At 44.6% G+C, this 25,963-nt stretch carries 18 protein-coding genes and 1 pseudogene; all 19 read right to left on the minus strand.

The window, feature by feature from the left end:
- Positions 1 to 17: 17 nt before the first annotated feature.
- The 19 genes and pseudogenes from KG631_RS12245 to KG631_RS12335 all read right to left on the minus strand — a co-directional run bounded on the left by KG631_RS12245 (position 18) and on the right by KG631_RS12335 (position 25,962).
- Positions 18 to 1,043, minus strand: coding sequence for a hypothetical protein (locus tag KG631_RS12245; RefSeq protein WP_214000397.1), 1,026 nt, complete (start codon positions 1,041 to 1,043; stop codon positions 18 to 20).
- Complete coding sequence (locus KG631_RS12250) at positions 1,004 to 3,574, minus strand: glycosyltransferase family 2 protein (RefSeq protein WP_213999997.1); 2,571 nt, start codon at positions 3,572 to 3,574, stop codon at positions 1,004 to 1,006. Before KG631_RS12250 ends, KG631_RS12245 begins: the two co-directional genes overlap by 40 nt.
- Before the next feature lie 323 nt (positions 3,575 to 3,897).
- Complete coding sequence (locus KG631_RS12255) at positions 3,898 to 4,791, minus strand: phytanoyl-CoA dioxygenase family protein (RefSeq protein ID WP_213999998.1); 894 nt, start codon at positions 4,789 to 4,791, stop codon at positions 3,898 to 3,900.
- A gap of 349 nt (positions 4,792 to 5,140) precedes the next feature.
- The gene (locus tag KG631_RS12260) at positions 5,141 to 6,574 is read right to left on the minus strand and encodes a phosphomannomutase (RefSeq protein WP_301003790.1); all 1,434 of its coding nucleotides are present in this window, start codon (positions 6,572 to 6,574) and stop codon (positions 5,141 to 5,143) included.
- A 2-nt stretch (positions 6,575 to 6,576) separates the two neighbouring features.
- Positions 6,577 to 7,980 carry a mannose-1-phosphate guanylyltransferase/mannose-6-phosphate isomerase gene (locus tag KG631_RS12265; protein ID WP_301003836.1) on the minus strand — a complete coding sequence of 468 codons (1,404 nt, stop codon included), beginning with the start codon at positions 7,978 to 7,980 and terminating at the stop codon, positions 6,577 to 6,579.
- A gap of 38 nt (positions 7,981 to 8,018) precedes the next feature.
- A complete protein-coding gene (locus tag KG631_RS12270) occupies positions 8,019 to 9,839 on the minus strand; it encodes a DUF6492 family protein (protein ID WP_213999999.1) in 1,821 nt (606 codons plus the stop codon).
- 1 nt (position 9,840) lies between these two features.
- Entirely contained in the window at positions 9,841 to 10,497 is a 657-nt protein-coding gene (locus KG631_RS12275) for a glycosyltransferase (protein WP_214000382.1), read from the minus strand.
- A 13-nt stretch (positions 10,498 to 10,510) separates the two neighbouring features.
- Complete coding sequence (locus tag KG631_RS12280; protein ID WP_214000000.1) at positions 10,511 to 10,978, minus strand: hypothetical protein; 468 nt, start codon at positions 10,976 to 10,978, stop codon at positions 10,511 to 10,513.
- A gap of 16 nt (positions 10,979 to 10,994) precedes the next feature.
- Positions 10,995 to 12,110 (minus strand): glycosyltransferase family 2 protein, encoded by a 1,116-nt coding sequence (locus KG631_RS12285; protein ID WP_214000001.1) that lies wholly within the window; start codon positions 12,108 to 12,110, stop codon positions 10,995 to 10,997.
- 176 nt (positions 12,111 to 12,286) lie between these two features.
- Positions 12,287 to 13,460 (minus strand): annotated as a pseudogene (locus KG631_RS12290) (nucleotide sugar dehydrogenase).
- Between the two features lie 17 nt (positions 13,461 to 13,477).
- Entirely contained in the window at positions 13,478 to 14,596 is a 1,119-nt protein-coding gene (locus tag KG631_RS12295) for a DUF2264 domain-containing protein (protein WP_214000002.1), read from the minus strand.
- 278 nt (positions 14,597 to 14,874) lie between these two features.
- Positions 14,875 to 15,957: a DUF6395 domain-containing protein gene (locus KG631_RS12300; RefSeq protein ID WP_214000003.1), complete on the minus strand. Its 1,083-nt coding sequence runs from the start codon at positions 15,955 to 15,957 to the stop codon at positions 14,875 to 14,877.
- Entirely contained in the window at positions 15,954 to 16,484 is a 531-nt protein-coding gene (locus KG631_RS12305) for a hypothetical protein (RefSeq protein WP_214000004.1), read from the minus strand. Before KG631_RS12305 ends, KG631_RS12300 begins: the two co-directional genes overlap by 4 nt.
- The gene (locus KG631_RS12310; protein WP_214000005.1) at positions 16,466 to 17,977 is read right to left on the minus strand and encodes a glycosyltransferase; all 1,512 of its coding nucleotides are present in this window, start codon (positions 17,975 to 17,977) and stop codon (positions 16,466 to 16,468) included. Before KG631_RS12310 ends, KG631_RS12305 begins: the two co-directional genes overlap by 19 nt.
- Positions 17,978 to 17,993: 16 nt before the next feature.
- Entirely contained in the window at positions 17,994 to 19,853 is a 1,860-nt protein-coding gene (locus KG631_RS12315; RefSeq protein ID WP_214000006.1) for a hypothetical protein, read from the minus strand.
- The gene (locus KG631_RS12320; protein ID WP_214000007.1) at positions 19,850 to 21,907 is read right to left on the minus strand and encodes a hypothetical protein; all 2,058 of its coding nucleotides are present in this window, start codon (positions 21,905 to 21,907) and stop codon (positions 19,850 to 19,852) included. Before KG631_RS12320 ends, KG631_RS12315 begins: the two co-directional genes overlap by 4 nt.
- A gap of 65 nt (positions 21,908 to 21,972) precedes the next feature.
- Positions 21,973 to 22,872 (minus strand): UTP--glucose-1-phosphate uridylyltransferase GalU, encoded by a 900-nt coding sequence (gene galU / locus KG631_RS12325; protein WP_214000008.1) that lies wholly within the window; start codon positions 22,870 to 22,872, stop codon positions 21,973 to 21,975.
- A gap of 151 nt (positions 22,873 to 23,023) precedes the next feature.
- Positions 23,024 to 24,145: a glycosyltransferase family 4 protein gene (locus KG631_RS12330; protein WP_365869132.1), complete on the minus strand. Its 1,122-nt coding sequence runs from the start codon at positions 24,143 to 24,145 to the stop codon at positions 23,024 to 23,026.
- Positions 24,146 to 24,195: 50 nt separating this feature from the next.
- Positions 24,196 to 25,962 carry a capsular polysaccharide biosynthesis protein gene (locus KG631_RS12335; RefSeq protein WP_214000010.1) on the minus strand — a complete coding sequence of 589 codons (1,767 nt, stop codon included), beginning with the start codon at positions 25,960 to 25,962 and terminating at the stop codon, positions 24,196 to 24,198.
- Between the last annotated feature and the right edge of the window lies 1 nt (position 25,963).

Below are 25,963 nucleotides of genomic sequence, written 5' to 3' on the forward strand. Positions count from 1 at the left end.
CCCAAAACAAGCCAACATCAGGCAAATTCCCAGTCTAACAAGGTTGGGCAGTAATGGCGTATCGCGGCAATAAAGCCTGCTCTTGCTTCCCGCTCTGCCGGACTCTCCCGCATAAACGCTTCGTATAGCCGGCGTGAGTTGTAGCCGGCGAAAGTGTTGGCAAATATATCGGTTTCAGCAACCCCCAGTGCAGCCCAACCACTCATTCTGTGTTCCCAGTAATACAAATCGTTAACTGCAATACCATGAGTCTGGCTAAAGTCAGAACACTTAACGAAATGCTCAAATGAATCCTGCACATAGGCGGTACCAGCCATTAGCCCATACAGGCTGGCAAAATGCTTTGCAGTTGCTGGTCCTTGCCGATGGTAAAAGCCGCGCATAATTTCACCACCAAACCCTCTGGAATAGCTGGTTTTAACCTTGAGTAACTCTGGGCCAAACTCATCAGAAAACTGGGCGTTGGCGACCACAGCATTACCACGCATGTGGCCGGTATTGGCCCGTAACACCTGCATACTGGGTGTAAAGCTCTTACTGCCAAGACGTTTAAAATCTACCTGAACTTCGCGGTGCGGTAAGGAAAAGTGGGCACACATTGCCTTCGCCATCTCCATATCAGCTTTGCTGCCGCCACTTGGGTCCCCTCGCCGCATGGTAAAAACCTGCATTGGCATGCCTTTGGCAATCATTACAGAAAACAGTACCCGGCTATCCATACCCGCGGTCAGGCCGAAAAACTCCTGATCATAATGCTGTTTAATATAATCAGCATAACCATCCAGATATTGGATCAGGCTCTGTCCTGCATCGTTATCAATTTGCGTGCCAGCCCGCGGCCAGTATCGCTCAGTGGTATGGTCGGCCATCACTAATCGGTGATTCGCCGGGCAATAATATAGATCACAATATAACGTGCGCCGACCCGGTAAATACTTCACATCCCGTGCTTTAAAATCTGCATGCTGAACGAAAGTCAGACAATCGTAGTCTACGCTGGCTTTTACTGCGCTCGCCAGCAAGGCCGCATGAGAGGCAACCAACCCGCCGTGCGCTCATCATGATAAAAAATGGAACACGATGAAAAAGCATCATTGTATAATTTCCAGCCATCATCATGGCGAGCCAACAACACAAACTTTCCTGACAAATTATCTAAGGCATTTAAAAATGCACTCTCGTTACCTAACTTGCCCGCTAAATGCTGTAACAGCTGTTGCGGCTCAAATATTTTATTGTAAGGGTCAAAAGCGGTACCAATGATGGCCAACCTGTTGCCAAAAAAGTGCCACAGCTGCTTATTTTGCAAGCAAACATGCCAATCGGCCCATTCCAGTTTCACCCAATCAGCGATGTCAGTCGTTGCTGTCAGCGCATGTTCCGCGCCATTAAGTGCGGCAATAAAACCATTTTTATACAAATTCTCTTTAACAAATTGCCGGTTATCACGCTGCCATTGCGGTTCTGGAAAAGGCTCAAAAGTTGTACGCTCAGCAAAAAGCGCAGCAATCGGCGGCGCTTCGGGTAATTCTGTTTCTGTTGACGCTAACGCAGTGGGAGCGTCCACTTCGGCACCACTTTGCCATAAGCGACACCAGCTTTGTTGCTCATCCAGCTTCTCACCCGATAAATCAATCACCGCTTTCACACCCCGAACCGCCACAACCTGGTCTGGAATATGCTCTAACAAGCGCTGGCCAGCGATAACAATTTTGGGGCAGTTGATTTCTATGCCGGCGTGGGCAAACTGCACGCCATACTGCTGACAAAAAGCAAATACATCATCATGAATTTCTGCCCCGTGAAACTGCATAAAACCCGGCCAGTGAAAAAAACATAACTTTTCTTTAGCAGTAAAACGCCGTTTAGCTTCCATTAAAATTTGTTTTAATTCGCCATCATCAGCAGTCGCAAAATCTGCAACCAACAGGCTGTCAAAATGGCGGGGCGAGCCGCGCACTATGCCAAGCGGCAGCGGGAACGGCCGCTGGGTGGCATCCATAAAACCACCGCTCTCACTTTGGCGGTGCCACCAGCGGGAAGCCTCGCGATACAAGCGGCGCAAGCCGAAATGAATGGTCTTCACATGGCTGGCTTTGGTGCGGGTTAAACTTGAGTCGTCCGACAGCGCAAACGACAACGGCGCTCCAGGCAGAATATGCTTAATCGCACTCTGGCCAAAATGATGCTCCAACCGCCACAGAAACTCGGTGTCGGCCGCCACATTTACGCCGTCCCACAAACCGGTTTGCTCTAAGGTACTACGGCGCAGCAGCAATGATGAGTGGTTTTTCTCGACAAACACATCATTCAGATACCAGGAACCGACAAAGGTCATATCCGGCAACACCCGTACCCAACTACTGTATGTTGCTTTTACTGCCGGCTTATCCAGCATTGGGGCCAGCTGGCGGGCGATTTTCTCCGGATGCGACCAATCATCACTGTCATGCACCGTAACAAAATCACCTGCGGCTTGTTGCATACCATTGTTCCGGCTTGGATAAGCCCCCATATTTTGAGGGTTGGCCAGATAGCGTATGCGTTTATCCTGCTGACACCACTGCTTTACCACTTGTGCCGTATTATCAGTACTGGCGTCATCCACCACCAGTATCTCCAGGTTCTGCCAGGTTTGCTGGGTCAGACTATGCAATGCAATACCTATAGTCTGCGCTGCATTGTACGCCGGAATAATCACCGACACTTTAGCATCGCCGCTTAGCGCTGCCTGCTGCGCGTTCGCTTGCAAATTCTCCAGCAACAGCGGCTTTGATTCATCCAGCAATGCCACTTCGGCTAAATCAAACTGGGCAAACAACCGGTTTACCGCAGCAAGCTGACCAGCCGTATCATTTGCCAGACCGGCCGCATTCGCTTCGGCGTACGGTAACAATTGCGCCAGTTGCTGCTTGGCAGGTAATTTCGTCAGTAATGCCTGTAGTGGCTTAAGCTGCTTTTGCTGGCTTAAACACTTCACCAATGCCACCAGTTTGCGGCGGCTGGCGCCATGCTCACTGTGCTCAATGTCTTGTTCAATAAAATTGATGGCTTTATTAAAATCGCCATGGGCGTAGTGCCAGGCAGCCAGATGCCAGTTGGCATTGCTTTTTTGCTGCTCAATAGCTTTTTGCTCAAGCAACGGTAAAGCATAACGGGCATAGCCAGACCATAACTTAGCGCGTAAGGTTTCAACTTTATTCAGGTTGACTGTCGAGCCACGTTTTCTGGCCTTGGCATTAGGTAAGCGCCCTTCATCCATACCATGTAAAATATAATGCACCAACGGGTTCATACCCGCCTGCTGGACGTCGGGGTTTTCCCGCAAGTACCATTGGGTTTTAAACTCTGCCGACGGGTTACGGCCTTCGCTGGCGCCATGGCGTAAATAATGGCCAACCGGGTCGGTAGCCCATTTATAATGGCTGGCAATATCCGGGTATTTAGTTAAGTACCAGCTGTGGTCAAAATAGCCGCTTTCAGTTATCAGTGCATGTAAATGTTCAGGGCTACCACTTCTTACCGGCTTTCCAAAAATAGTTTGTTTAAACTTTTTAATGTGTCGTATTACCAAAATGTTGCCCTTACCTAAAGCCGGCCCAGAGTAGATAGAAAATGCGTCTGGAAAATTACCAACAGCCACAAGCGGCCAAGTATACCCAAATCATCTGGCTACACCAATAAAGCAGGTTAAAGAAATGTTGGATAAACAGTGACTAGTTGCCGTAGGCAACAGTGACCGGCCCGAAGGGCCTAGTGACCGCTCGCATAGCGAGCTAGTTACCGTCGGCGTAGCCGACTAGTTACCGCTTACGAAGTAAGCTCGTTACCGCTGCCAAAGGCAGCTAGTCACCGTTCGCGCAGCGAACTCGTCACCGCTTGCTCCGCAAGCTCGTCTCACCAAACCTTAAACGGATGTGGCCGGAAATTGGCGTACAAGCTTACCCGCTCTGCATTAGCCTTACCATCACCACGGCGATGAAAGCCGCGAATATCGGCCAGCACTAAACTGTTGGCCGGTACCGTCATCAGCTTCGGTTGCTGCTTATACAACTGACACACTTCCTGCTCGTCAATCCTAAACGAGCCGCCAGCTTTGCGCTTTGCCGCATCAACAGACTGACGATACTCCCACGCCAGCCGGGCTTTAGTTAGCCGGTGACTTCCGGGTATGTAAGCAAAAGGCCCATGTTCAGCTGTAACGTCCTCGGTGAAGTACCACATCTTTAACGCCGGCTGAAACGTATCACGATGCCAGTCTTTCTGGATATCAGGGTTATCCTGGCCTGCACCATGCACCACTTTATACAACGATAACTGCTGCGGCTTAGCCGCCACGCCGGCCAGGCAACTAAATAACGACAAAAGCCGTTCCGAATGGGCTAGCGCAGATAACGCCGTATCCTCTGGCTGTATCTCATAAAAGCGGTTCAGAGTATTGCCATCAAAGCGATCAAAGCCACCGCTAAAAAAATGCTTTTTACCAAAACCGTGCTCATTGAAGAACTTCATCGGGGTTTGGCTGTCAACAGCGGCTATTTTCTGGCGAATTTCCTGCTGCAACAGGCTAAACTCAGCATCTGGCAAAAAGTTCGGCAGCACGACATAGCCATCGCGCCGCAACTGGCGCAGCGCCTGGCGGTGTGCCCAAGCATAATGCACTAAACGGCGCCAGCCAAAACAACCCGAGGCTAACTGCAGCCGCAGCAAATGTAAGCCGGCCTTGTTAAGCCCGGCATGGCCCAGTACCGGGTCAGAAAAATGTTGGTTACGGCTAAATATGGCTTTCATAATATCCTTTTAAATGCGGTGACTAGGCGGCGAAGCCGCCGGTGACGAGCTGGCGTTGCCAGCAGTGACCGGCCCGAAGGGCCTAGTGACCGCTCGCTTTGCGAGCTAGTTACCGTCGGCGTAGCCGACTAGTTACCGCTTACGAAGTAAGCTCGTCACTGCTCGTTTCACGAGCTAGTCACCGTTGCTTTTAGCAACTAGTCACCGCTTGCTCCGCAAGCTAGTCACGTCGGCAAAACCGACTCAACCACTCCCAAACAAGTCCTGGATATCCAATTTACCCGAGCCACATTTCAATGAGTAAATCACTTTGACCGGTAACGCCATCACTATTTTTTCTTACTTAACCTTAATCAGAATCAGCCAGATAAAGAGCTCGTACTGCGCGTAACACTGTAGTTGTCAAATCTTCTGCCTGAAATTCCTTATTCGCCTCAGAGTAACACCTTATCTCAGGTGCATTACCCGACGGCCGTAAATGAACAATATCACCATCAGTAAAAGTCAGTCGTAAACCATCGGTTTGGTTAACCAATTGCAGTTTTTTCTCTGTTAAATTCAGTGCTGTAATGGCCGACTCCGGCTGCAGAGCAAGCTTTTCTATAAATTTTTTACTCCAGGCCGTTGGAACATTCTGGATCCGATCGCTCGCGGTGAAACGCTGCGGCAGCATAGCCAGCAGGGTAGATAGTGGCCTGTCACCAGCCATAGTCAGCAACGCCAACACGGGTAATAATGCATCCCGGGTCGGCAGCGCTTTAAGTTCTTTATCAGCCAACATAATGTCACTACCTAACAAAAAACCACCATTGGCTTCAAAGCCTGCCACGTTTTTTTCTGCGGCTAGGTTTGCAAAAGCAGCTATCACATAGGGTGAGCCAATTTTAGTGCGAATTACCTGGCTAAACACCCCACTTTTTTCTATTGCCGTATTGCAACTTACCGGCACTGCTAGCGCATCAACCCCTAGGGCTTTGGCACATAACAAACCCACAATATCACCACGCAGCCAGTTGCCTTGCTCATCGGCAATTAGTGGCCTGTCACCATCACCATCGGTAGAGAAAATGGCGTCGAACTGATACTGCCTGGCCCAGTTCAGGCCCTTTAATTTATCGGCCTCACTTACCGCTTCGGTGTCGATAGGCACAAAACTATCACTGGGCTCTAACCGGGTAACGGTGGCACCAAACGCTGCAAATACCCGGTGATATATTTCCCGACCTGCACTTGAATGCTCATAAATACCAATATGTTTACCCGCCAATATATTTGCCGGATAAATGCTTAAATAGCGATTAATATAGTTCTCTGTCGCTACCTTGCTGACAACAGGTAGATGTGCAGTAAAAGAAAGTAACGGTTCATGCTGGGCTAAAATGGTGCTTTCATCCGCTTTAGTGATTTCACCGTCTGGCCGGTAAAATTTAATGCCATTGCGGTCAAACGGTATATGGCTGCCTGTTATCATTATTGCCGGTATTTTATCCTGCATAGCCTGGAACGCTAATGCCGGGGTGGGTAAAACCCCATAATAATCTGCCCCAATTCCCATTGCTTGTAGAAGGCCTATACATGCCGCCGCCATTTGCGGGCTGCTGGGCCGGTTATCAATACCAATAGCCACCCGCTCAAATTTAAAATTTGTCTGAGTGCTTGTTATAAAGCTCTGGGTAAAAGCGGCACAAACCTCAGCATTAAAATCGGTTAGCAGACCACGTGCGCCACTGGTGCCAAACGCAACATGGCTATTAGCAATAATTTGTGAAGTGTTAACAGTCATTGTCAGGCCCGGCCATAGCGGTCAGAAAAACGCACAATATCATCTTCACCCAGGTATGAACCCGACTGCACTTCAATTAATTCAAGCGGTATTTTACCCGGGTTTTCCAACGCGTGCACAGCGCCTAACGGAATATAAACTGACTGGTTTTCACTTAATAATGTATCTTTACCATCCACCGTCACATTAGCGGTACCAGATACTACTATCCAATGCTCGGCGCGGTGGTGATGCATTTGAATAGATAATTTTTCACCAGGTTTCACGGTAATTCGTTTTACCTGATAACGCTCACCGTAGTCTATTGAGTCGTATTTACCCCAGGGTCGGTATACTTCGCGGTGTACTTTATGTTCAGTACGCCCCGCTGCTTTTAACTGCTGCACTATGGCTTTAACATCCTGCACTTTATCTTTTGCAGCCACGAGCACAGCGTCTTTAGTTTGCACCACAACAACATTATCTAAACCAACAGTCGCCACCAGGCTGGTTTCTGCATAAATATAGTTGTTGCTGCTGTTTACCGTTAATACATCGCCCTGGTGCACGTTACCAGAGCCATCTTTTTCACTGATTTCCCACAATGACGACCAGGCCCCCACATCACTCCAACCAGCATCTAAAGGCACTACAATAGCAGACGCGGTTTTCTCCATTACTGCATAATCTATTGAGTCATCCGGGCAAGCCAAAAAGGCCTCTTTATTTGCCCGAATAAAGTCTAAATCCGGGTCAACTTCAGCCATGGCCTGCTCACAAGCGGCGTAAATATCTGGCCGGTGCTGTTTAAGCTCAGCCAGGTAAACACAGGCTTTGAACATAAACATACCGCTATTCCAGTAATATTCACCGCTTTTCAGGTATTGCTCAGCAATCGCCATGCTGGGCTTTTCTACAAACTCAGCAACGCTGTATGCAGTATCTACTGCATCGCCGCGTTTAATATAACCATAGCCGGTTTCAGCTGCGGTGGGCACTATACCAAATGTTACCAGTTTATCGTTTGCTGCAAAGCCAGCTGCTTTTTGTACCGCTGAACTAAAAGCATTTTTATCGGTAATAACATGATCAGCTGCCAATACCAGCAACAGCGGGTCCGTGCCTTTTTTAACCGCAGTAAGGGCAGCTAAAGCAATGGCCGGTGCAGTGTTACGGCCAACTGGCTCTAATATAATATTGTGGTCTAACTGCTTTATCTGGCGCAGTTGCTCAGCAGCAATAAATCGATGCTCTTCATTACAAATAACCAACGGCGACAAGGCATCCACGTCAGCTAAACGTTTAACCGTAGCCTGCAACATAGTTTGCTCGCCATCCAGTTTTAAAAACTGCTTTGGCATCAGATCACGAGATAAAGGCCACAAACGACTGCCAGTCCCACCGGCCATAATCACAGGTAAAATCATCATCACATCAATTTCATTTTTAATTTCAATTAATAGAATTACAATCCAAATAATTTCATATCTGGCCAACTTGCGGTTTTATCTTTAGTTTTAGCGGTAAACAACGCTTTTTCGGTACTATGATCGTCGGGAACCCGAAGGATAAACCTTTCTGCCTGTAAATTCATTACAAAATGAGGGTTTAATAATTCAATTGCTTCCCATTCGAAGAATGGTGTATGCACCACTAACATATAACTGAAAGACTCTGCAAGAAAGCTTTGAATTTTCCAGCCATAAGAATCCATAAAAATAACCGCTCTGGGCAATGACTTATTATGGGAGTTAACCCAAAGGCCCATATAACCGCGGTTGTTTATACCGTTATTCCAAACCGCTTTAGCGCCAGGATTTTTTATTGAACAGCTTGTTTGCTCGCCAAGTAATTTAACTGAAAATTTATCACCTAAATCACCAGTTACTACCTGATGTTTAACTGACACCTCGTCAAGTTCAAACTTCTTAAGCATTGCAGGAAACTGTCTTTGTAATTCGTTATAAGCAATAAAAGCGCCATAAGGGCTCCAATGAGAATCAACCGTATTACATACAATTCCATTGTCTCTGGCGTCGGAAAGGGCACAAAGCGGATAAACAGGCTTAAAACTGGATAGTGACGCGAGAAGTTTCATTACGGGTCTTAATGCAGCGTCTTGATCAAGAAAATCGTCTATGTGAACAGAAATAGTGTCAGGGCAAATTAAATAAGCATAGGTAATATCCCGAACGGCACACCAAGCATGCCTCAACTCTAGGGTATGTTTCCAGCGGACCACTTCACTATCAGACAGGGTTACTAAACCTAAATGTTGGTTTAAGTAATTGTTGGTACCCTGGCCCAGAGACAAGCGTCCTCCCTTCCCTACAACAACATCAACCCCTTGCTCACCCTCCTGGCTATACTGAATAACCTGTCTGGCTATAAACTCCCGGCACTCAGCAACATCGGAGAATAAACCTGCAGCTAGCCAAACTTGCGCCAACAAAAGTGATTGCTCACCTGATAACTGCTTATACCTGTTAGCGTGAACGCCCAGACTGTAAACCTTAGGATGTTCAGAGCGCTTTAAAACTAACACAACGTCATCGTGCTTCTCTGGCCATCTGGCAAAAAGTGTTGCTGAAGGCCGGGGTCTCGCTGCATAAAAACGGTCAAGTTCGCCTATAGCAAGCAGCCAACCAGCATATAATAAGAATTCAGTATGTCTACTATTGCTGGCAATAACCTCATATAGATTTCTATGTTTAGAAGCTGTAATAGCAGCAAGCATTTGAGTAACCTGCTCAGTGATCAGCAGATACGGCGTTACAGTAGGCAAGCACTTCTTATCATCGGCAAGTTTTACCTTCCAAAAATTAAAACTATGCCGCCTGCATTGCTCTAAATGACCAGCATGTTTAACAAATTCGCTAAGCGGCCTTCCGTCATCACTAAACAGTTGAGATTTATCTAAGCTGCTTATTAAGTGGTTTTTAGCATCAAGAAGCAGATAGTGAGCGTTTTGGACTATTTTCGAAACCTCGAGCTTCAAAACTTGCTGCGTTCTGTAACCATCGTCTCTGGATCTTAAATCAACACCCAACTCAGTCGCGTATACATATTTCACAATACCGGCTAATTTCGGCATCTCGCGTGCTACTTTAGCCAGAAATCTACTTTTCAAATCTGGTTGATTAAAAGAGTTATCGACAAATATTATCTCGTCGCAAACATCATCACTTAAAAAGATATTGATACTGCGAGCTAACAAAGCCAACATATCTAATTCTTTTTCATAAAAAACTATAGCTAATGAAATTTTATTTTTAACAGTCAACATACTAAACAGCCTGATCGGTAAAAATTTTTCTTAAATCACTTACGCAATTAACCCAGGAATACTTACCATTAAAATTGAGAAGATCAGTATCATCAGTTATCGCTTGTTTACCTGAAGCAATATTCATCATAATATCCTCCATCTCATGGTAACTATTAAATAGGAAACCGAGGTTTTTAGTAATAAACTCTGGAAGGATACCATCTTTGGGTGCTATTACCGGACGTGAAAAGGTCAAACTAAGAACGGCCGAACCTGAAGTCAAAATCTTTTTAAATGGAAGCACAGCATAATCTGAAGCACTAAATAAATATTTAACAGTGCTATCTTCTATAAAACCCAACCTGAATCTTATAGCTGGATGAGCGAGGTAATTACTAACCATTTCTCTGCTATCGTCATCAGTAATATTACCAGCAACAATAAGCACTGCTTTGTTATTTTTACTGTAAACCCGCTCAAAAGCCTGAAGTAAATTACCCAAGCCTTTGTAGCCTTTAATATTACCAAAAAACAAGAAAACTACAGCGTGCTTATCTATATCAAACTCAGATCTTGCTGTTTCCTTGTCAATAAGGTTGCCGTAATAATTACCATACGAGCCGTGCGGGACTTTATAAATCTTTTGTTTTTTGATATCAATTTTTTCTATTAAAATTTCTTCGGCTTTGTCACCACTGAACTAACGCATAGTCAAATAACTTCGCTACCTTTTTGCGCAACACAACTTCTCTCTCAGCAAACTCTGTATCATGAGATGTAATATTGTGCGCAGTATATATTATTTTATACCCTATACTCTTAGCATAAGTGAGTATGGAAACCAGGTTGTCTGCACCCGCATCATCAGAGAAATCTATAAAAGCCTGCAGCCAGTGTAAATGAATATAATCATAACTATTGCGCTTTTCTTTTAAAAACCTTTCACATAGTGCTTCTTTTGCATGACCCGAAACTGAAATGTCATTTTTTTTATTAATAGCTTCGTAAAGCAGCTTTTGGTATGGATTATTACCTACCCAGGCAGGGAAAAATAGAATCCCATTTTTACTGCCCTTAAGAGCAAACTTAGATTCAACAGTACTTTTGTACTTTTTTTCTTCAGCTTCGTGTCTTTTCTTCTCAAGAAATACTTGCACCTCAACTTCATTACCATCAGATACAGTTAAAAACTCTTTGTAAAGCCCACCATTTTTTATTATCGATGCAGAATTTTTTAAATTTAGCTTTATTTATCTTATTAAATGCTATTTTTATCTTTTTCAGGAAGTCGCTGAAGTGATTTTTATTTATCAACCCAAGCGTGTAAAGTAAAGAGTTTATTAGCTTAACATTTATAAGCTGCTTATAGTGTTCAGTAACATTAACATCTTCAGACCAGCTCAACACATTTTTATAGGACTCAAACTCAAAATCACAATTCGAATTTTTACGATGGGCAACCGTAACTGAGGATTCACTCTCTCTTCGGTAGTTGTAACCAAACAGGCCGTCTGAATACGACACCGTCGCACAATAATAGTATGCTTTAAAAATAAAGGGCACATCGACAGCAGCCGGTGTTTCGCCAAGTTTTATGTCAAATGTTTTAATAAGTCGACGATGAAAAACTTTGTCCCAAATCATAAAACTATCATGGAATTTATAACGCGTTGACTTAGGGTCATTGAAACCTGCGTTATTATATTTTCTTACTGACACCTCACCCGTTCTGAGACAATTTTTAAAACCATTTGAAAAGACTATATCTGGGAAACCAGCAAGTGCTTTTTCCATCAAAGATGAGTAGTAATCATTATCTAACCAGTCATCGCTGTCTACAAAGCCAATGTATGCGCCCTTACATATATCTAACGCCTGGTTCCTTGGTGTGCCCGGGTTACCGCTGGCTTTTTTGTTTTCAATTACCACAACTCTGTCGTCTAACTCTGCAAACCTGGCAATAATCTCTGCCGAGTTGTCAGTTGAACCATCATTAACTATTATTAATTCGAAATTTTTAAAGCGCTGGTTAACTATGCTGTTCAGGCATTTCTCAAGATATTGCCCGGAATTATATACCGGGACAATAATACTCAATTCCGGGCCTTTATTATCGACATAAAAAACTTTATTCAGGTGCAAGTTAATTTCTTTACTAAACACCGACTCCGGGTTTAATACAGAAAGCTCGTAAGCTGTTTTGCTTGCATCTGTAACCATACCCTCTTTTAAATAAGACATGCTCATATTGAAATAACATATCTCTGGCAGGTAATGGGTGTCAGCCATTGCTTTGTATGTGCTCTATAGCGGCAAAGTTGTTTTTATCCCTAAAAAAATTATTCGCTTGTAACAATCTGTTATTTTCAAAACTGACACATTTGCCTCTCTGCTAAACGCTACAAACTCTATGCATAGCCAAGTAATACTAACTGCAGTTAACAGGCAGTTGCTTACAATATACCTTAATCACTGCCAAATAAGTCCCGGGTATACACCTTATCCAGCACATCAGCCAGTACATCACTGTGGCGGTTGGCGACAATCACATCACTGATGCGTTTGAACTCTGCTAAATCTTTAATTACCCGGCTATGGTAAAAGTTGTCTTCTTTAAGCTCTGGCTCGTATACCACTACTTCAATGCCTTTGGCTTTTATCCGTTTCATAATACCCTGAATGGCAGAGGCGCGAAAATTATCTGACCCTGACTTCATTACCAGCCGGTATACCCCAACAATTTCAGGCTTGCGCTTTAAAATCGACTCAGCAATAAAATCCTTACGGGTACGGTTGGCTTCTACCACCGCTTGGATCATATTATTGGGCACGTCTTTGTAGTTGGCTAAAAGCTGCTTAGTGTCTTTTGGTAAGCAGTAACCACCATAACCAAAACTCGGGTTGTGGTAATGCATGCCAATCCGTGGATCTAAGCCAACACCTTCAATAATCTGCCGGCTACTTAAACCATGGCTTTCGGCATAGCTGTCCAGCTCGTTAAAATAAGCTACCCGCATCGCCAGGTAGGTATTGCTAAACAGCTTAATGGCTTCGGCTTCGGTGCTATCGGTAAATAGTACTGGTACTTCCTGCTTTATTGCACCTTGCTGCAACAGGGCTGCAAACTGCTCTGCCCGTTCGCTTTGCTCACCCACTATAATCCGGCTGGGGTATAAGTTATCGTAAAGCGCCCGGCCTTCGCGTAAAAACTCAGGCGAAAAATCAGATTATTTGTGCCAAACTTTTCCCGGGCACTTTTGGTGTACCCCACCGGCACGGTCGACTTAATAATCATTACCGCTGTCGGATTTACTGCCATCACGTCCTGAATAACCGCCTCAACACTTTTAGTATTAAAATAGTTAGTTTCAGGGTCGTAATCGGTAGGTGTGGCAATAATCACAAAGTCAGCATCACGGTATGCCAGGTTTTTGTCCAGGGTAGCGGTAAAATTCAGCGCTTTATTCGCCAGAAAATCACTAATTTCCTTATCTTCAATCGGTGATTTTTGCTGTTAAGCAGCGCGACTTTTTCCGGCACGATATCAACCGCCGTAACCTGATTATGCTGCGCCAGCAACATAGCGTTAGATAAGCCGACGTAACCAGTGCCAGCAATGGCTATTTTAAAATCTGACATTCAATACTTTCCAAATATTATAGGGCTTTATCAGCCGGTAAATTGTCACCAAACCACCACACTTTGCGCTGTGTCCAGGGTTCGTCTGGTGCTCGCCAAAATTCATCATCTTCGGGTAAACCTAGAGGTAAAAATATCACCGAAGTTAAGTATAAACTACCAGTAGAAATGTAATTTTCACCTATATCAGGCTGATGACTATTCAAACCTATTGTCAACCAACCATTTTCATCATAATTTTCTGGTGCCAAAAGTGTCTTTTCAATTACTGACCATAGAGCACATCTAACCTGTGCTGGTTTTAATGATTGTGGCAGTTTCTTGATTAAAGCTAACTGAGCTAATAAATGGAATGCCGCGCCACGATAAGCCAGCGAACGCCCTATCGGAGGAAAGGTGCCATCAGGCGATATCATACGCTCTTGGATCTCGGCATACCGCTGTGCACGCTGTAAAACCCTTACGCCTATATTGTCCCAGTCTTTTACCTGACCTTTCAGGGTCTCCGTTATTTGCAACAGAAAAGGTAAAATCACATAACTATTATAATAGTCAGCCCTGAACAGTGAACCATCGCCATAATGACCATCGCCCAGGTACCATTGCTCGTGCTGTCGAAGCGCATAGTCTATGCGCATTTTGTCATAATCTTCGCCTACCATAAAAAAGAAGGCCTCGATCATGGCAGAAAATAACAACCAATTGTTGAAATGTGGCTTAATTACGCGTGTACTTTTTAACGAAATCAGCACTTGATGTTTTGTATTATCTGGCAGCTGCTTCCAAAGTATATTGGGCGAACGAAGAAACGCTAAAGCCAAAAACGCTGCATCAACTAAAGGTTGTGTTCCCTCGTTAAAGTTTAGGAAATCTGCATGACGGTTATCAGTAACATTTACCAAGCCCTGAAAAAATTTAGGTGCATTGGCCTTTGAAAAACTGCCTGCAAGTTCAATACTGGAAGATAAGCCACACAACATTCTGCCTATGCATTCTAAATACGTACTTTTTTCGTATCGATGTAAATCGTCCCGTCCTCTTACAGGAAGGCTAGACTTTAACCGCCCCTCAGCAAAAGCATCTATAACTTTCAAAAAGGTTTTATTAAGTACAAGCTCCCATGAGCTTTTAGCCATTTTATCAACCTATTTAATTAGTCAGACCTGGAGCAATTTAGTAAAATCAAAAAAATAAATATAAAATAACTAGCAAAATATCAATAAACTTGAATTTTAGGTCAAGATTACCCAATATATTCAATATCAATAATATTAAGTGCTAAATTTACTCTGGTCCCAAAGTTTCATTTGATTGATTTCTTGTTGAGTCATAACTCTGAAATTATCATTAACAACTTTAGTAATTTTTTCTTTAAGCTCTGGAGGTGAAAAATCTATACTTTCAGGATTAAACCCTAAACTGAAAGAATTGTCTTTAGGTAAAAATGCCAGTCTATCTCCAACAAAACCTGGGGCCTTCCATCCAGATGAAATAAGTGCTGAGTATATGTGTCCAAAATAAAGAGGTTTTTATTCAGAATTAGATTTACAGCATTATTATCAAATCTACTGAAATCTATCTGCTCCCCAGTTACATAGTTTTCTATGCAGCTTCTTCTGAAACATTTTGGACACACTCCACATGCTTTTCCGTTATCAGCGGTGCAATAGGATATTTCATTTTTATTCAAATACTTTAAACTAGCTTGCATTGTCAGTATTTCTGAACAACCCATAAGTGGCTGCACTAAAGGCAAACCTATATCCCAAAATAGTTGCTGCCAATAATTACCTGAGGGCCCATGCCACTTAGAACTTGCATGACGATCAAAATACTTTGCACCATTCGACATAAACGCAGAGCCCAGAATAGTCCCCGCATATATATATTTAGCTCTTCTTTTACCAGCTTCTAGTAAGGCAGTAACGATTGAACCAATCCAGACGTGCCAACCTCCGGGATTTGAGATAAACCGTGAATTAGTCTCAACTAATGAACCTCGGCCCTTAGACTCTAGGCTAGCAGTTAACTCGTTTGCATCATCTGCAACTAAAATACCATTTTTTATTGAAGCCTCATGGACAACAAACGCCTCTGGAAATAACGCTCTGATTGCAGAACTATCCATACCACCGCCAAATGCAAGTACTTCGCCTTGCTCTCCCAGATAAGGTATTAAATCTTGAGATACATTTCTTATATTAAGTTTTTTATGTTTTAAAAAAATATCTCTGTTAATTGACTCTGCAAGCTTAGGTGTAATTGGTTGTGGAAAAGTCACATCACTACCTATGAAAGGATAGAATATTGCCAAGCAAACTAAACCAATAATGTCGGGGTGAATATCAGAATACTCTTTGTTAAAAAACACCAGAGGATTTCTATTAGATATTTCGACACCTACACCTTCGAGTCGTTTAGAAGTTTTGAGATCATTATCTTCAAAGATAGCTTCTATGAAAGTACAACCTCCAGATACATAATGTAAAAATATCATTTGGTCACTTCCTTTATTACGTACTTGCGACATGCATCGTCGTTATTACTTAAGCTTTCGTATTTGTGGCTTTTGATCATCTGTCTTTCGAATGATAAATTAACAACTTTAAAGTGATTTTCTTTTTGTAATCCAAGCTTTTTTATAGACGTGTTTTCACCATGGAGGACTCTGTTGTAGCATATTTTATTAATGTGCTTGAACGGACCAACTTCGCTTAATTTTAAGTACATGTCATAGTCAACTGCGTTAGTTATTTTCTCATCAAAACCAGTAGTTAAATTCCATGCTCTTACAGTAAACATTCTAAAGTGATGACATATCATTGCTGTTGTTAGCTTTTCACGCGAATACTCTGGCCAGTTATAGCCATTAGCGATAAGCGAACCATCAGGATTAACATTTCGGTTAGTAGTGTATACACAAGCCAATTTTCTGTCGGCAAAAAACTCTTTTAAACATACCTCAACCGCGTCTGGCTCAAGATAATCATCTGAATCCAGTTGGCCTATGTAAAACCCCGGCACATTCTTACCGCTGAGTTTGAAGCCTTACCAATACCACCGTTGGTTTGTGTCATAAAACGAACCCTGGGATGGTTGGTATACAACTCTTGTAACAATGCTAACGTTCCATCGGTAGAGCCATCGTCACAAATACATACTTCTAGATCTGTAACGGTCTGGTTCAGTGCGCTGTTAACGCAACGTTCTATATACTCTGTACAGTTGTATGCAGGTATATAAATAGATACCAACGGCACTTTTTTAATAGTTGCAGTTTCAATTGGTTCTAACTTCCTGTAAAAGTACGGTACCTTTTGCTGCACAATTTTAATTGTCACTGCTTTACCAGCAGCGCGATCTGTCTCGTTTTCTTTTCCTGGAGGTTCCTGGTGATAGGCCATACCGCCGTCAATTGACTTAAAAAAACAACCAGCTCTGTAAAGGCGATATCCAAACTCATTGTCTTCACCACCCCAATGAGTAAATTCTTCGTCAAACCAACCTGCAATATCCAGCCACTTTTTGGCAAAAGCTACATTACCACCACTAAAGAAACGAAATGGCGCATCACATAAACGCAGATTATCTGTGTTTTTAAAATGTTCTAAGCGCCAGTCTACCGACTTTTCACCAGTGCTTGAGCGCCCAACTGTCTCTGTAGTTAAGACCTCTGGCAATGAACTTATAAGGTTAGCATCAGCAAAAATTTCGCTAGCAGACAGCATAGAAGTATCGACATATTTACGTGGGCCCACTAAAGCAACATTATCGTTGTTACGTAGTTCATCGACATAACTTTGCACCCAAATAGTACCGGGAGCCATATCACAGTCTAATATAGACACATAATCATATTTAGCAGTTCTTAAGCCTAAATTTCTTACGGCACAAAGCTGATAACCATAGTCTTTTTGCCTGACGAATTTAATATCTAACATCGATTCATATTTACGGATAACGGGAGTTAAGTCTTCTTTACTTCCATCATCGGCAACGATAACTTCAAACTTATAGCTAGTACGCTGATTGACAAGACAAGCTAGTGTCATATCAAGAATATTAGAACGGTTAAAAGTTGGCACTATTATACTAAGACCAATTTCGCCAGAGTTAAGCTTACCGGCTCGATTTTTACCACCATACCAAGAATAGTCATTTGTAGACTCTGGTAAAGGTGCTAAAACCAAATCGTCAGGCCAGTCTGATGGAATTGGATTTACTTTTTTAACTTCTAACTCGGCAGACTTCGTTTTCTTAAGTCTATTATAAAAATCGAGATAACTTTGAATGGCTTCAGGCGCTTCTTTAGCCTCAGCATTAGATATTAATAATTTAGTGATAACATCAATAGAAGGCACAAACTCGGGTTGGCCTTCGAGTTTATCCAGACATTGTTTAATATTGAAAGCTACTATTTTTTCTCCAAAAGTCTCACCAGCTTTTCTATAAAGCTTCAAAGCCTCTCTATAGTTGCCCTCAATGAAGAACTTCCGTGCCCGTTCAAAATAACTCATCTTACTATTCAATCACCTATTGTAAAGCCAATACAGCTAAACCCTTTTCACTTGGAATTACTTCCACTTCAGGATTTAAGCACCTATCTATTGCTATTTTTTTCCAAAGCTCAACAATTTCCTTCTCTTCAGCCCTGTTGTAATCATCCATAATTACAGTAAAAGTGTGTTGCGATAATTCGTTTAATAAATGCGGCATTGCCGGGAACCTTGCATTTTTATTTGTTGCACCCGGTGGGCCATCTACCAGTACCATAATATTCGCTTTGCGGTCTTTAAACACCCTGGCAAGTTCTGCCAGCTTGTCAGCACAACTGTAATACAAATACTGGGTTCCGTCCTTGTGTTGGTAATCGACCAGCGGCGCATGTACTAAATCCACCAAATTATCTACGCCATTGTCCTGCAACGCCTTTAAGGTTTGCGCATGGTATTTACTATTATGCTCAAACGTTACTATCCGTGCTGGCAAAGCTGAAATGTCTCCTTCAATGACTGCGATATCTGTGCGGGCACTTACTTCGCCTTCATGTTGCAACTTCTGCGCTCTGCTGCGATGTTTAGCAATTAGCGCTTTGGCCATTAATACCGTTGAAGTACCACTGCCAAACTCGATAATGACATCGTAATTATTGGCATCAATTAAACCTGCTATATACAGGCCAATGTCCGGACTTATTGGCCAGCCATGGAAGCTTAACGGCTTAATGCCTTTTTCCAGATAGCTTTGAATTCCCATAAAGGCTTCAAGTTGCTTGGCTGCATTACCTAAGCCGGTATTAACGTGGTTTTTTAAATTACCAACCGCTTTGTTTAAATCTTGCGCCTGAATTTCAGCAAGCTTTTGGATCTTCTCATCCAGCATTTTATCAAGCTGAGCAGCTTGCTCAGCTTGCCCTAGCTGTTGTTGCAGCAAGGTCTTGGCCTGCTCTAGTTTTTTTACTTGTTCTGTAACAGAGGATAATTGCTGTTCAGCTGTTGCCAGCTGTTGACGGGCTTTTTTAAGCTCAGCATCCATGCCTGTAATACGGCCGTTTAGTTCAGCCTGCGTTTTTTCGGCCGTCACTTTAGCAGTGCTAAACTGCTGTTGCAACGTTTCATTTTCGGAAACGCTGTTAGTTAATTGTTTACTAATTTCGGCATGTTTTTGTTCATATTGGAGTTTTTGCTCAGCAATTTGCTGCTGTACCTGTGAAACTTTTTCAACAGCTTGTTGTTTTGCTTTTTCCAGCTGTAAATTCTTATCTGTTAATTGCTGTGCGTTATGCCGGGCATCCTGTAATGGCTGCCATAACACATTCAACTTAAAACAAAGACGGGGCAGATCCGGGTCGGTATTGTCCTGACTAATTAAATCGTAGCCTTGCCACGCTAAAAAACTGCAAATGGCACTGACATCAACTGCGCCCTGATACAACGGCTGGGTACTACTTTGTATTTCCAGTTGACTGAATTTGTTTAGTAGCTGACTGCTGGTCAGCACTTCTAGCAAAGTTAACCCCTGGTCGATAATATCGATTACCAGTTTATGTTGCTTGCTGTCTTCAAGGCCCAGACTGACTATATAGTCATCTATGGCTGTCGTACTTACCTGTTCTATTCGTTCAAGCCTGATGCCGGGAAACAACTGTTTCAGACCACTAAGCTGACTTAATGCTGAGAACTCTGGCACACTGTAGTGGAAAAAATCACTATTAGTTGCTGTAGCAGCGATACAGGCTTGTTGTAACTGCACATTATTACTTGGGCCAAACCGCTGGTTTAGTTTATCAACAGCGCTTTTTCGCGCCTCGACCAAAATAATCCGCTTCGCAGACAACGCCGCCTGACTTACAGACTCACCACAGCCTAACCAAACCAGAGTCTCTACACTCATACTTTAGATCCCTTATTATTTTTTTTTGCGCTTTTATTGGCGGTAGCCTTAGCAGTTGACTGCTGTTTATTTGCCAGCAAAATAGGTGACGCTGTGCGGCCTTCGGCACAACCAAACTTTATAAAGTGTAATAATGGATTAAGACCCGCTTCGGCGACATCAGCATAGCGCTGCTGATACCAGTTACCATCGAATAAGGGACCGGGGTAGCGACCCTCTTTCGCGCCAAAACGCAAGTAGTGTTCTGCCGGGTTGATGCCCGACTCGGCAACATCGGGGTAACTTTGCAAATACCACTCAACATCGAAGTATTCAGAGGTGTATATTAACGCCGCATCTTGCTGCATACGCTGACGTTCACGCTCACTTTTACTTAGGACACTGGCTAACTTTCTTACCGGCGCACCGCTTTTCCAGAGGGTTGAACCTTTAATCGCAGCCAATTCGTTACTGAAGGCCGCAGCCTGTTGCCTGGCCCGGGCAGCTTCTGCTACCGCTACTTTTAACTGCTGCTCCAGTTTACTTTGACTACGTTCATTCTGCTTTTGTAACGTAATAGTTTGCTTGTGCTCTGCCTGGTAAGCGTTCGTGGCCTTATCCAGATTGGCTTGAAGCTGCAGATTTTTCTGATGAAATTGCTCCATCTCGTCCTGTACATTAAGCAGCAACCGCTGGAACAAGTCGCGCTCACTATTGCTGACGGCCAGCGAAGATTCAGTATCAGCATGTTGTCGTTGCAACGTCGCATGCTCCTTTTTAATAGTAGTATGTTGTTGCTGCAACGACGCATGCTCAGAATCCAGGCGTTGCAGTTTTTCATTCTGACTGGCGATTTCTTTACGGAAGTCTTGCTCTATTTTAATGTTCTGCTTTTCGAGCGCTTGTTTTTCCGTTGCCAGCTGTGTCGACTCTTGCTGAAGAGCATTAAGTTGTTTATCCCTTTTTGCTATTGCTTGCTCGGCTTGTTGCAGCTTTTCATTCAAGCTGGTTACCTCAGTGCGATAACCTTGCTCTAACGTGTCGTGCTTACGTTTTAATGCTTGTTCTTGCAAAAATAGCTTTTCCAGCTCTTCCTGAACATCTAGTAACTGCTGCAGTAAAAGACCACGCTCATCATTACTGGCGCTTAGCTGCTGCTGAGTTTGGTTATGCGCTTCGGTTATCCGGGTAAGTTCATCCTGAAATTTATGCAGCTGCTCTGCTGTTTTCTCAACCGTTTGCTCGCCATTCTGCAATTGGGCTGTCAGAGTCGCCATCTCATTACGATAATCCTGCTCAAGCTGACTGTACTGCTGCTTTACGTTTTGTTTTTTCTGAAACAGTTGTTCTAACTCTTCCTGCACATGCAGTAGTTGCTGCAATAATAAATCACGCTCTTCGTTACTGGCATTAAGCTGGCTTTGCAGGGCATCTTCTTTGGAGTTATTAGTTAGCTGCTGTTGCAGATTCTGCAAATCTAAAACCAAACTGGTTTGTTCAGTTAACGGCAGGCTACAGGCAATAAGCCGCTGCCATAACTGGTAAGCCTGGTTATCCTGACGCAGCGCCTGGGCAGCCAGCAATACATAAATATCTGGACTTGACGCAACGAATGGCTCTGCTATTTGCTGTGCGGCTGCCTGTGGTTCTGCTGCTGACTGCTGCGCCGTAGCTAGCCAGTCTGGCGCGGCAGCCGGGTTTTGCAGCAGCGCATCCGTTTGCAGTAGCTGCAGTTGGCGCCGGTATTGCTGTTGCACTTGCAGCAGCACCGTGGTTTGTTGTTGCCAGCTGGCAACAGCCTCTTTGATGCTGTTGCCCTGCTGTAATGAACGACCAATAACCATTTCCGGCGCATCAAAGCATAGGGCAACTTGCGCCGGGTTTTGCTCTGCTGCCTGTTTAGCCTGTCGTTGCAACAGTAATTGTAACTCTTCCAGGCTAATACAACTTTGCAGCAGGGCAGCTGGATACTCAGCGCTTAACTCATCATTAAAATTACTAATTATTGGCAGCTGGCAATTTGTTATCAGCTGTTGCCATAAATCACTTTGATGAATACCTGCTAAAAGCTGCATCGGACACTCTCTTTTTTTGATTAATTTTTATTGGTACCACGTTGCCGGTAATTTATTTACCAGCATTAATATTTAGCGATTAATTGCTTAAGTTCTGTTTTAAAATCTGCACCTAAATTTTTATCGCGCAGGCCAAACTCGACAAAGGCTTTCATATAACCCAGTTTATTACCACAATCGTGGCTGCGGCCTTTAATATGGTAGGCATTAACCTGCTGCTTGCTGCGCATCATTATAGCGATGGCATCGGTCAGCTGCACTTCATCTCCAGCACCCAGCGGAGTATATTCCAGTGCTTCCCAGATTTCCGGGCCAAATACATAGCGGCCAACTACGGCTAAATTAGACGGGGCTTCTTCTACCGGCGGCTTTTCAACAATAGCGGTCATTTGTACCGACTCACCGGCGGCCATTTTATGCCCTTCGACATCGGCTACACCGTAGCTGCTGACGTTTTCCAGCGGCACCGGCTCTACCATTACCTGGCTGATACCCGATTCAGAAAACAAGCTGTTCATCTGGGCCAGGTTGTCTTTTTTCAGGTTACTGTCATAGCCATCAATTAACACATCAGGCAGCACCACGGCAAAAGGCACATCGCCAATTAATGGCCGCGCGCACAACACGGCGTGGCCGAGGCCTTTTGCTTCGCCCTGGCGCACATGCATTATAGTGACGTCTTTCGGGCAAATATTCTGCACTTCGTCCAGCAACTGGCGTTTTACCCGCTTTTCCAGCATCGATTCCAGCTCAAAACTCTTGTCAAAATGGTTTTCAATGCTGTTTTTTGAGGAGTGCGTTACCAGCACAATTTCTTTTATTCCGGCGGCAATACATTCCTGCACCACATATTGGATAAGCGGCTTATCGACCACCGGCAGCATTTCCTTTGGAATAGCCTTAGTGGCAGGCAACATGCGGGTGCCTAAGCCGGCAACCGGAATAACAGCTTTAGTAACTTTCACTTTTATATCCTTATTTGGGTAAACCTGAAATTGTACTTGTTAATAAACCGCAGATTGTAGCAGTTTAGCCGCTAAACTGGCAGCCGAAAATGCCAGGGAAATGGGCTGGATACGTTACGACACTTCTGTGAGGTAGTTGTGACATTGCTTATTACTGTAACTGAAGCAGTTTCATAATTCTGGCGTTGGTTTTATGCACGTCGAAATGTTGTTCTGCCAGCAACCTGCTTTGCTGGCCCATGATACAAATTTGCTGCGGCTGTTGAATAAAATATAACATGGCTTGCTCCAGCGCGGCCTGGTCGTGCACCGGCACTAAAATACCATTCCTGCCTTGCTCTACCGTTTCCCGGCAACCAGGGGCATCGGTAGTGATGATAGCGCGGCCAATGGCCATCGCTTCCTGGGTACTGCGTGGCACCCCTTCCCGGTAGTATGACGGCAGCACAAACACACTGCTTTGCGCCAAAAATGGCACAACATTACTGACTTTGCCCGGATAACAAACAATATTTTGCCGTACATAGTAATCCAACTCAGCAGAGGATAGCGCATCGGCCCCCGCGTCTGGCTGGCCTAACACCACAAATTCCACTTCGGGGTAGCGTTTTTTAAGCTGCTCAGCGGCCGCCAGGTAATAGCGAATGCCTTTTTCGTTTAATAACCTGCCAACAAAGATAAACCTTACCGGGGTCGCAGAAACCGGTATAACCGGAAATTTATTTAACTCGACACCAATACCTTTTAACACGCACAACTGGTTAAGCTTGATCCGGTAATGGTCAATTAAATCGGTTTTATCGTCCTGGTTTAGCAAAAACACACAATGAGTAGTGGGTAAACTAAGCTGATATAACGCGACTTGCAATCTGCGCACAATTTTAGCTTTAACGGTTAGCCCCGCAGCAGGCACGGTAAAAGCCCGGCCCAAACCTTCTATTTTAGCTACCCGCAATGGCACCCGTGCCAGCCAGGCTGCTAAACTGCCATAGATAACCGGCTTGGCAAAGTAACAAAAAGTAAGGTTAATTTGATACTGTTTAAACAATTTATACAGCTGCCAACAGGTTTTTAAATCGGCCAGCGGGTTTAAACTAAAACGGCTTAATTTATAACATACCGGCGTTACGCCCAGCGCTTGCACGGCCGCCCGGCTTTGCTCGTCATAATCGGTGGCAAAGGCATATACCTGATGACCTGCCGCTACCATGGTTTTTAACAGATCAGCTCTGAACCCTAACATGGTTTCAGCCAGAGTTCCGACTACGGCAATACGTCGCTGGGGCCTGTTTGGCTCGCCGTAGCTGCTGGCGACCTGTTACATTATTTTGGTTTAACAAAATTATTTAGTCCCCACCTTAGCCATTGCCAAAGTTTACTGCTGAATGTAGGTTTCTGCTGGCGCCACTGCTGCAAATCTGCCAGGGTAGCCAGTGCATTAGTGTAATAGCCGGTGTGGCGGCAAATATAAAGTGGATATAACAGCAATGTCGCCGCCACTAATTGTTGTAATGTCAATTGCCGGCCACGGCGCTGACATTGGTACTTATCTGTGGTTAAACCCCAGCCGGCATAAAACGGCATACCGTAACAAGTTACTTTTACCCCGCGGATCAAGGCTTCAAAGCCGGCCAGCGAGGTCAACACATGTACCTCATCAATCTGGTCAAACATTGCGACTATGCTACAGTCGGTTACCTGCTGGTCGCAATAGTCCAATGCCTGCTGCTCGTTCTCGCCCCGGGCCCGGGCGCCGGCTAAGACGTCAGGGTGTGGTTTATATATCAGCCAGGCGTCAGGATTGGCCTGGCGCACGGCCTGTAGCAGCGCCATATTCTGCTTTATGCCGGGCGCACCGCGAGCGATAGACGCGTCGGTTTCAACCTGGCCCGGCACTAAAATTACTTTTTTAGCCGTGACCGGCCGTTGCCAGTTGGCAATGCCGGTATTGTACTTACTGATACCGCTGCTTTGCAGCTGGCTGATCAGTTCAGCGGCTTGTTCTAACAAAGGCTGGCTGAACGGATGCTGAGCAAGCAAGTTTTCTAAATCTGAAGGTGCGGTTGCGTCAAAATACAATCCGCAGCTATCGGCCACCCAGGATAGCGGTTTAACAAACTGGGCACCCAGACCCACTGAGCGTAAAAAGCCATCTTCTAAGCGGGTAAGGCTTACCGACTCTGCCAGACCCGCTAACGGTTTAAAGCCCCAGCTAACCGCATGGCTATTCGTTGGCACCTGCTTTGCTCGTTTTACGAAGTGTAACTTACTACCCTGGATAAATTGTTTGACCACGGGCCGCCAAATCCGGTTAAAGCCAATGGCATACAGCTCGGGTGCAAAGCGCTGGCGCTGCTGGCGTTGCCATGAAAGCCACTGAATAGCCTGCATACTTGTAATAAAACCACTGCCAGGCTCAAGCTGAGCGTCATGGCTTATTTTCGTTAACCTGCCATCTGTAAGTGCACTGTCTACCTTAGCGTCGGAAAATATCTGCCACACTAATTTACCCAACACACTGTCATCGGCTGCAGTCGGCTCCGCTTCAGATGGCGAGCCACAATAATGGGTGCCATCCAGATAAAATGACGGTAGAAAACTATAAACGGCTTTGCGCCACAACAGCGCCTCAAAGCCCAACCAGCTGTTAGCAGTAATAACGGCAGCAGCATTAGCCAGTAATTTTGCATGGTGAACCTGAGGTGGGCATAACTGTACCAGGCTATTGTTGCAATATGCTGCGGCTAGCTGACAGCTGGCATGCTGATCATGACACACCAGCACCACCGCATCACTTTGCTGCGCCAGGTGCCGGGCTTTAACAAACATCTGGCTGACAACTGCTTTGGGCATGTTGGTTTGCAGCACCAGCAGCACATAAGCCGGCGGTATAGTATCAGCATCCGGATAACGGTTGTACCGTGATACCGCAGCTTGCTGCCAGCACTGAATAAACTGCGCTGTCGTGGCATCCTGGGCAGACAACAAAGGCTGCAGCCGAAAACGTTCCGGTGCGGTGTTACTTACCAACATCACCGGTTCTTTGCCGTTCAGCGGTGGGCAGAACAGCAAGCCTTGATCACCTGCCATA

The organism is Arsukibacterium sp. (assembly GCF_018402695.1).
GTDB lineage: Bacteria > Pseudomonadota > Gammaproteobacteria > Enterobacterales > Alteromonadaceae > Alishewanella.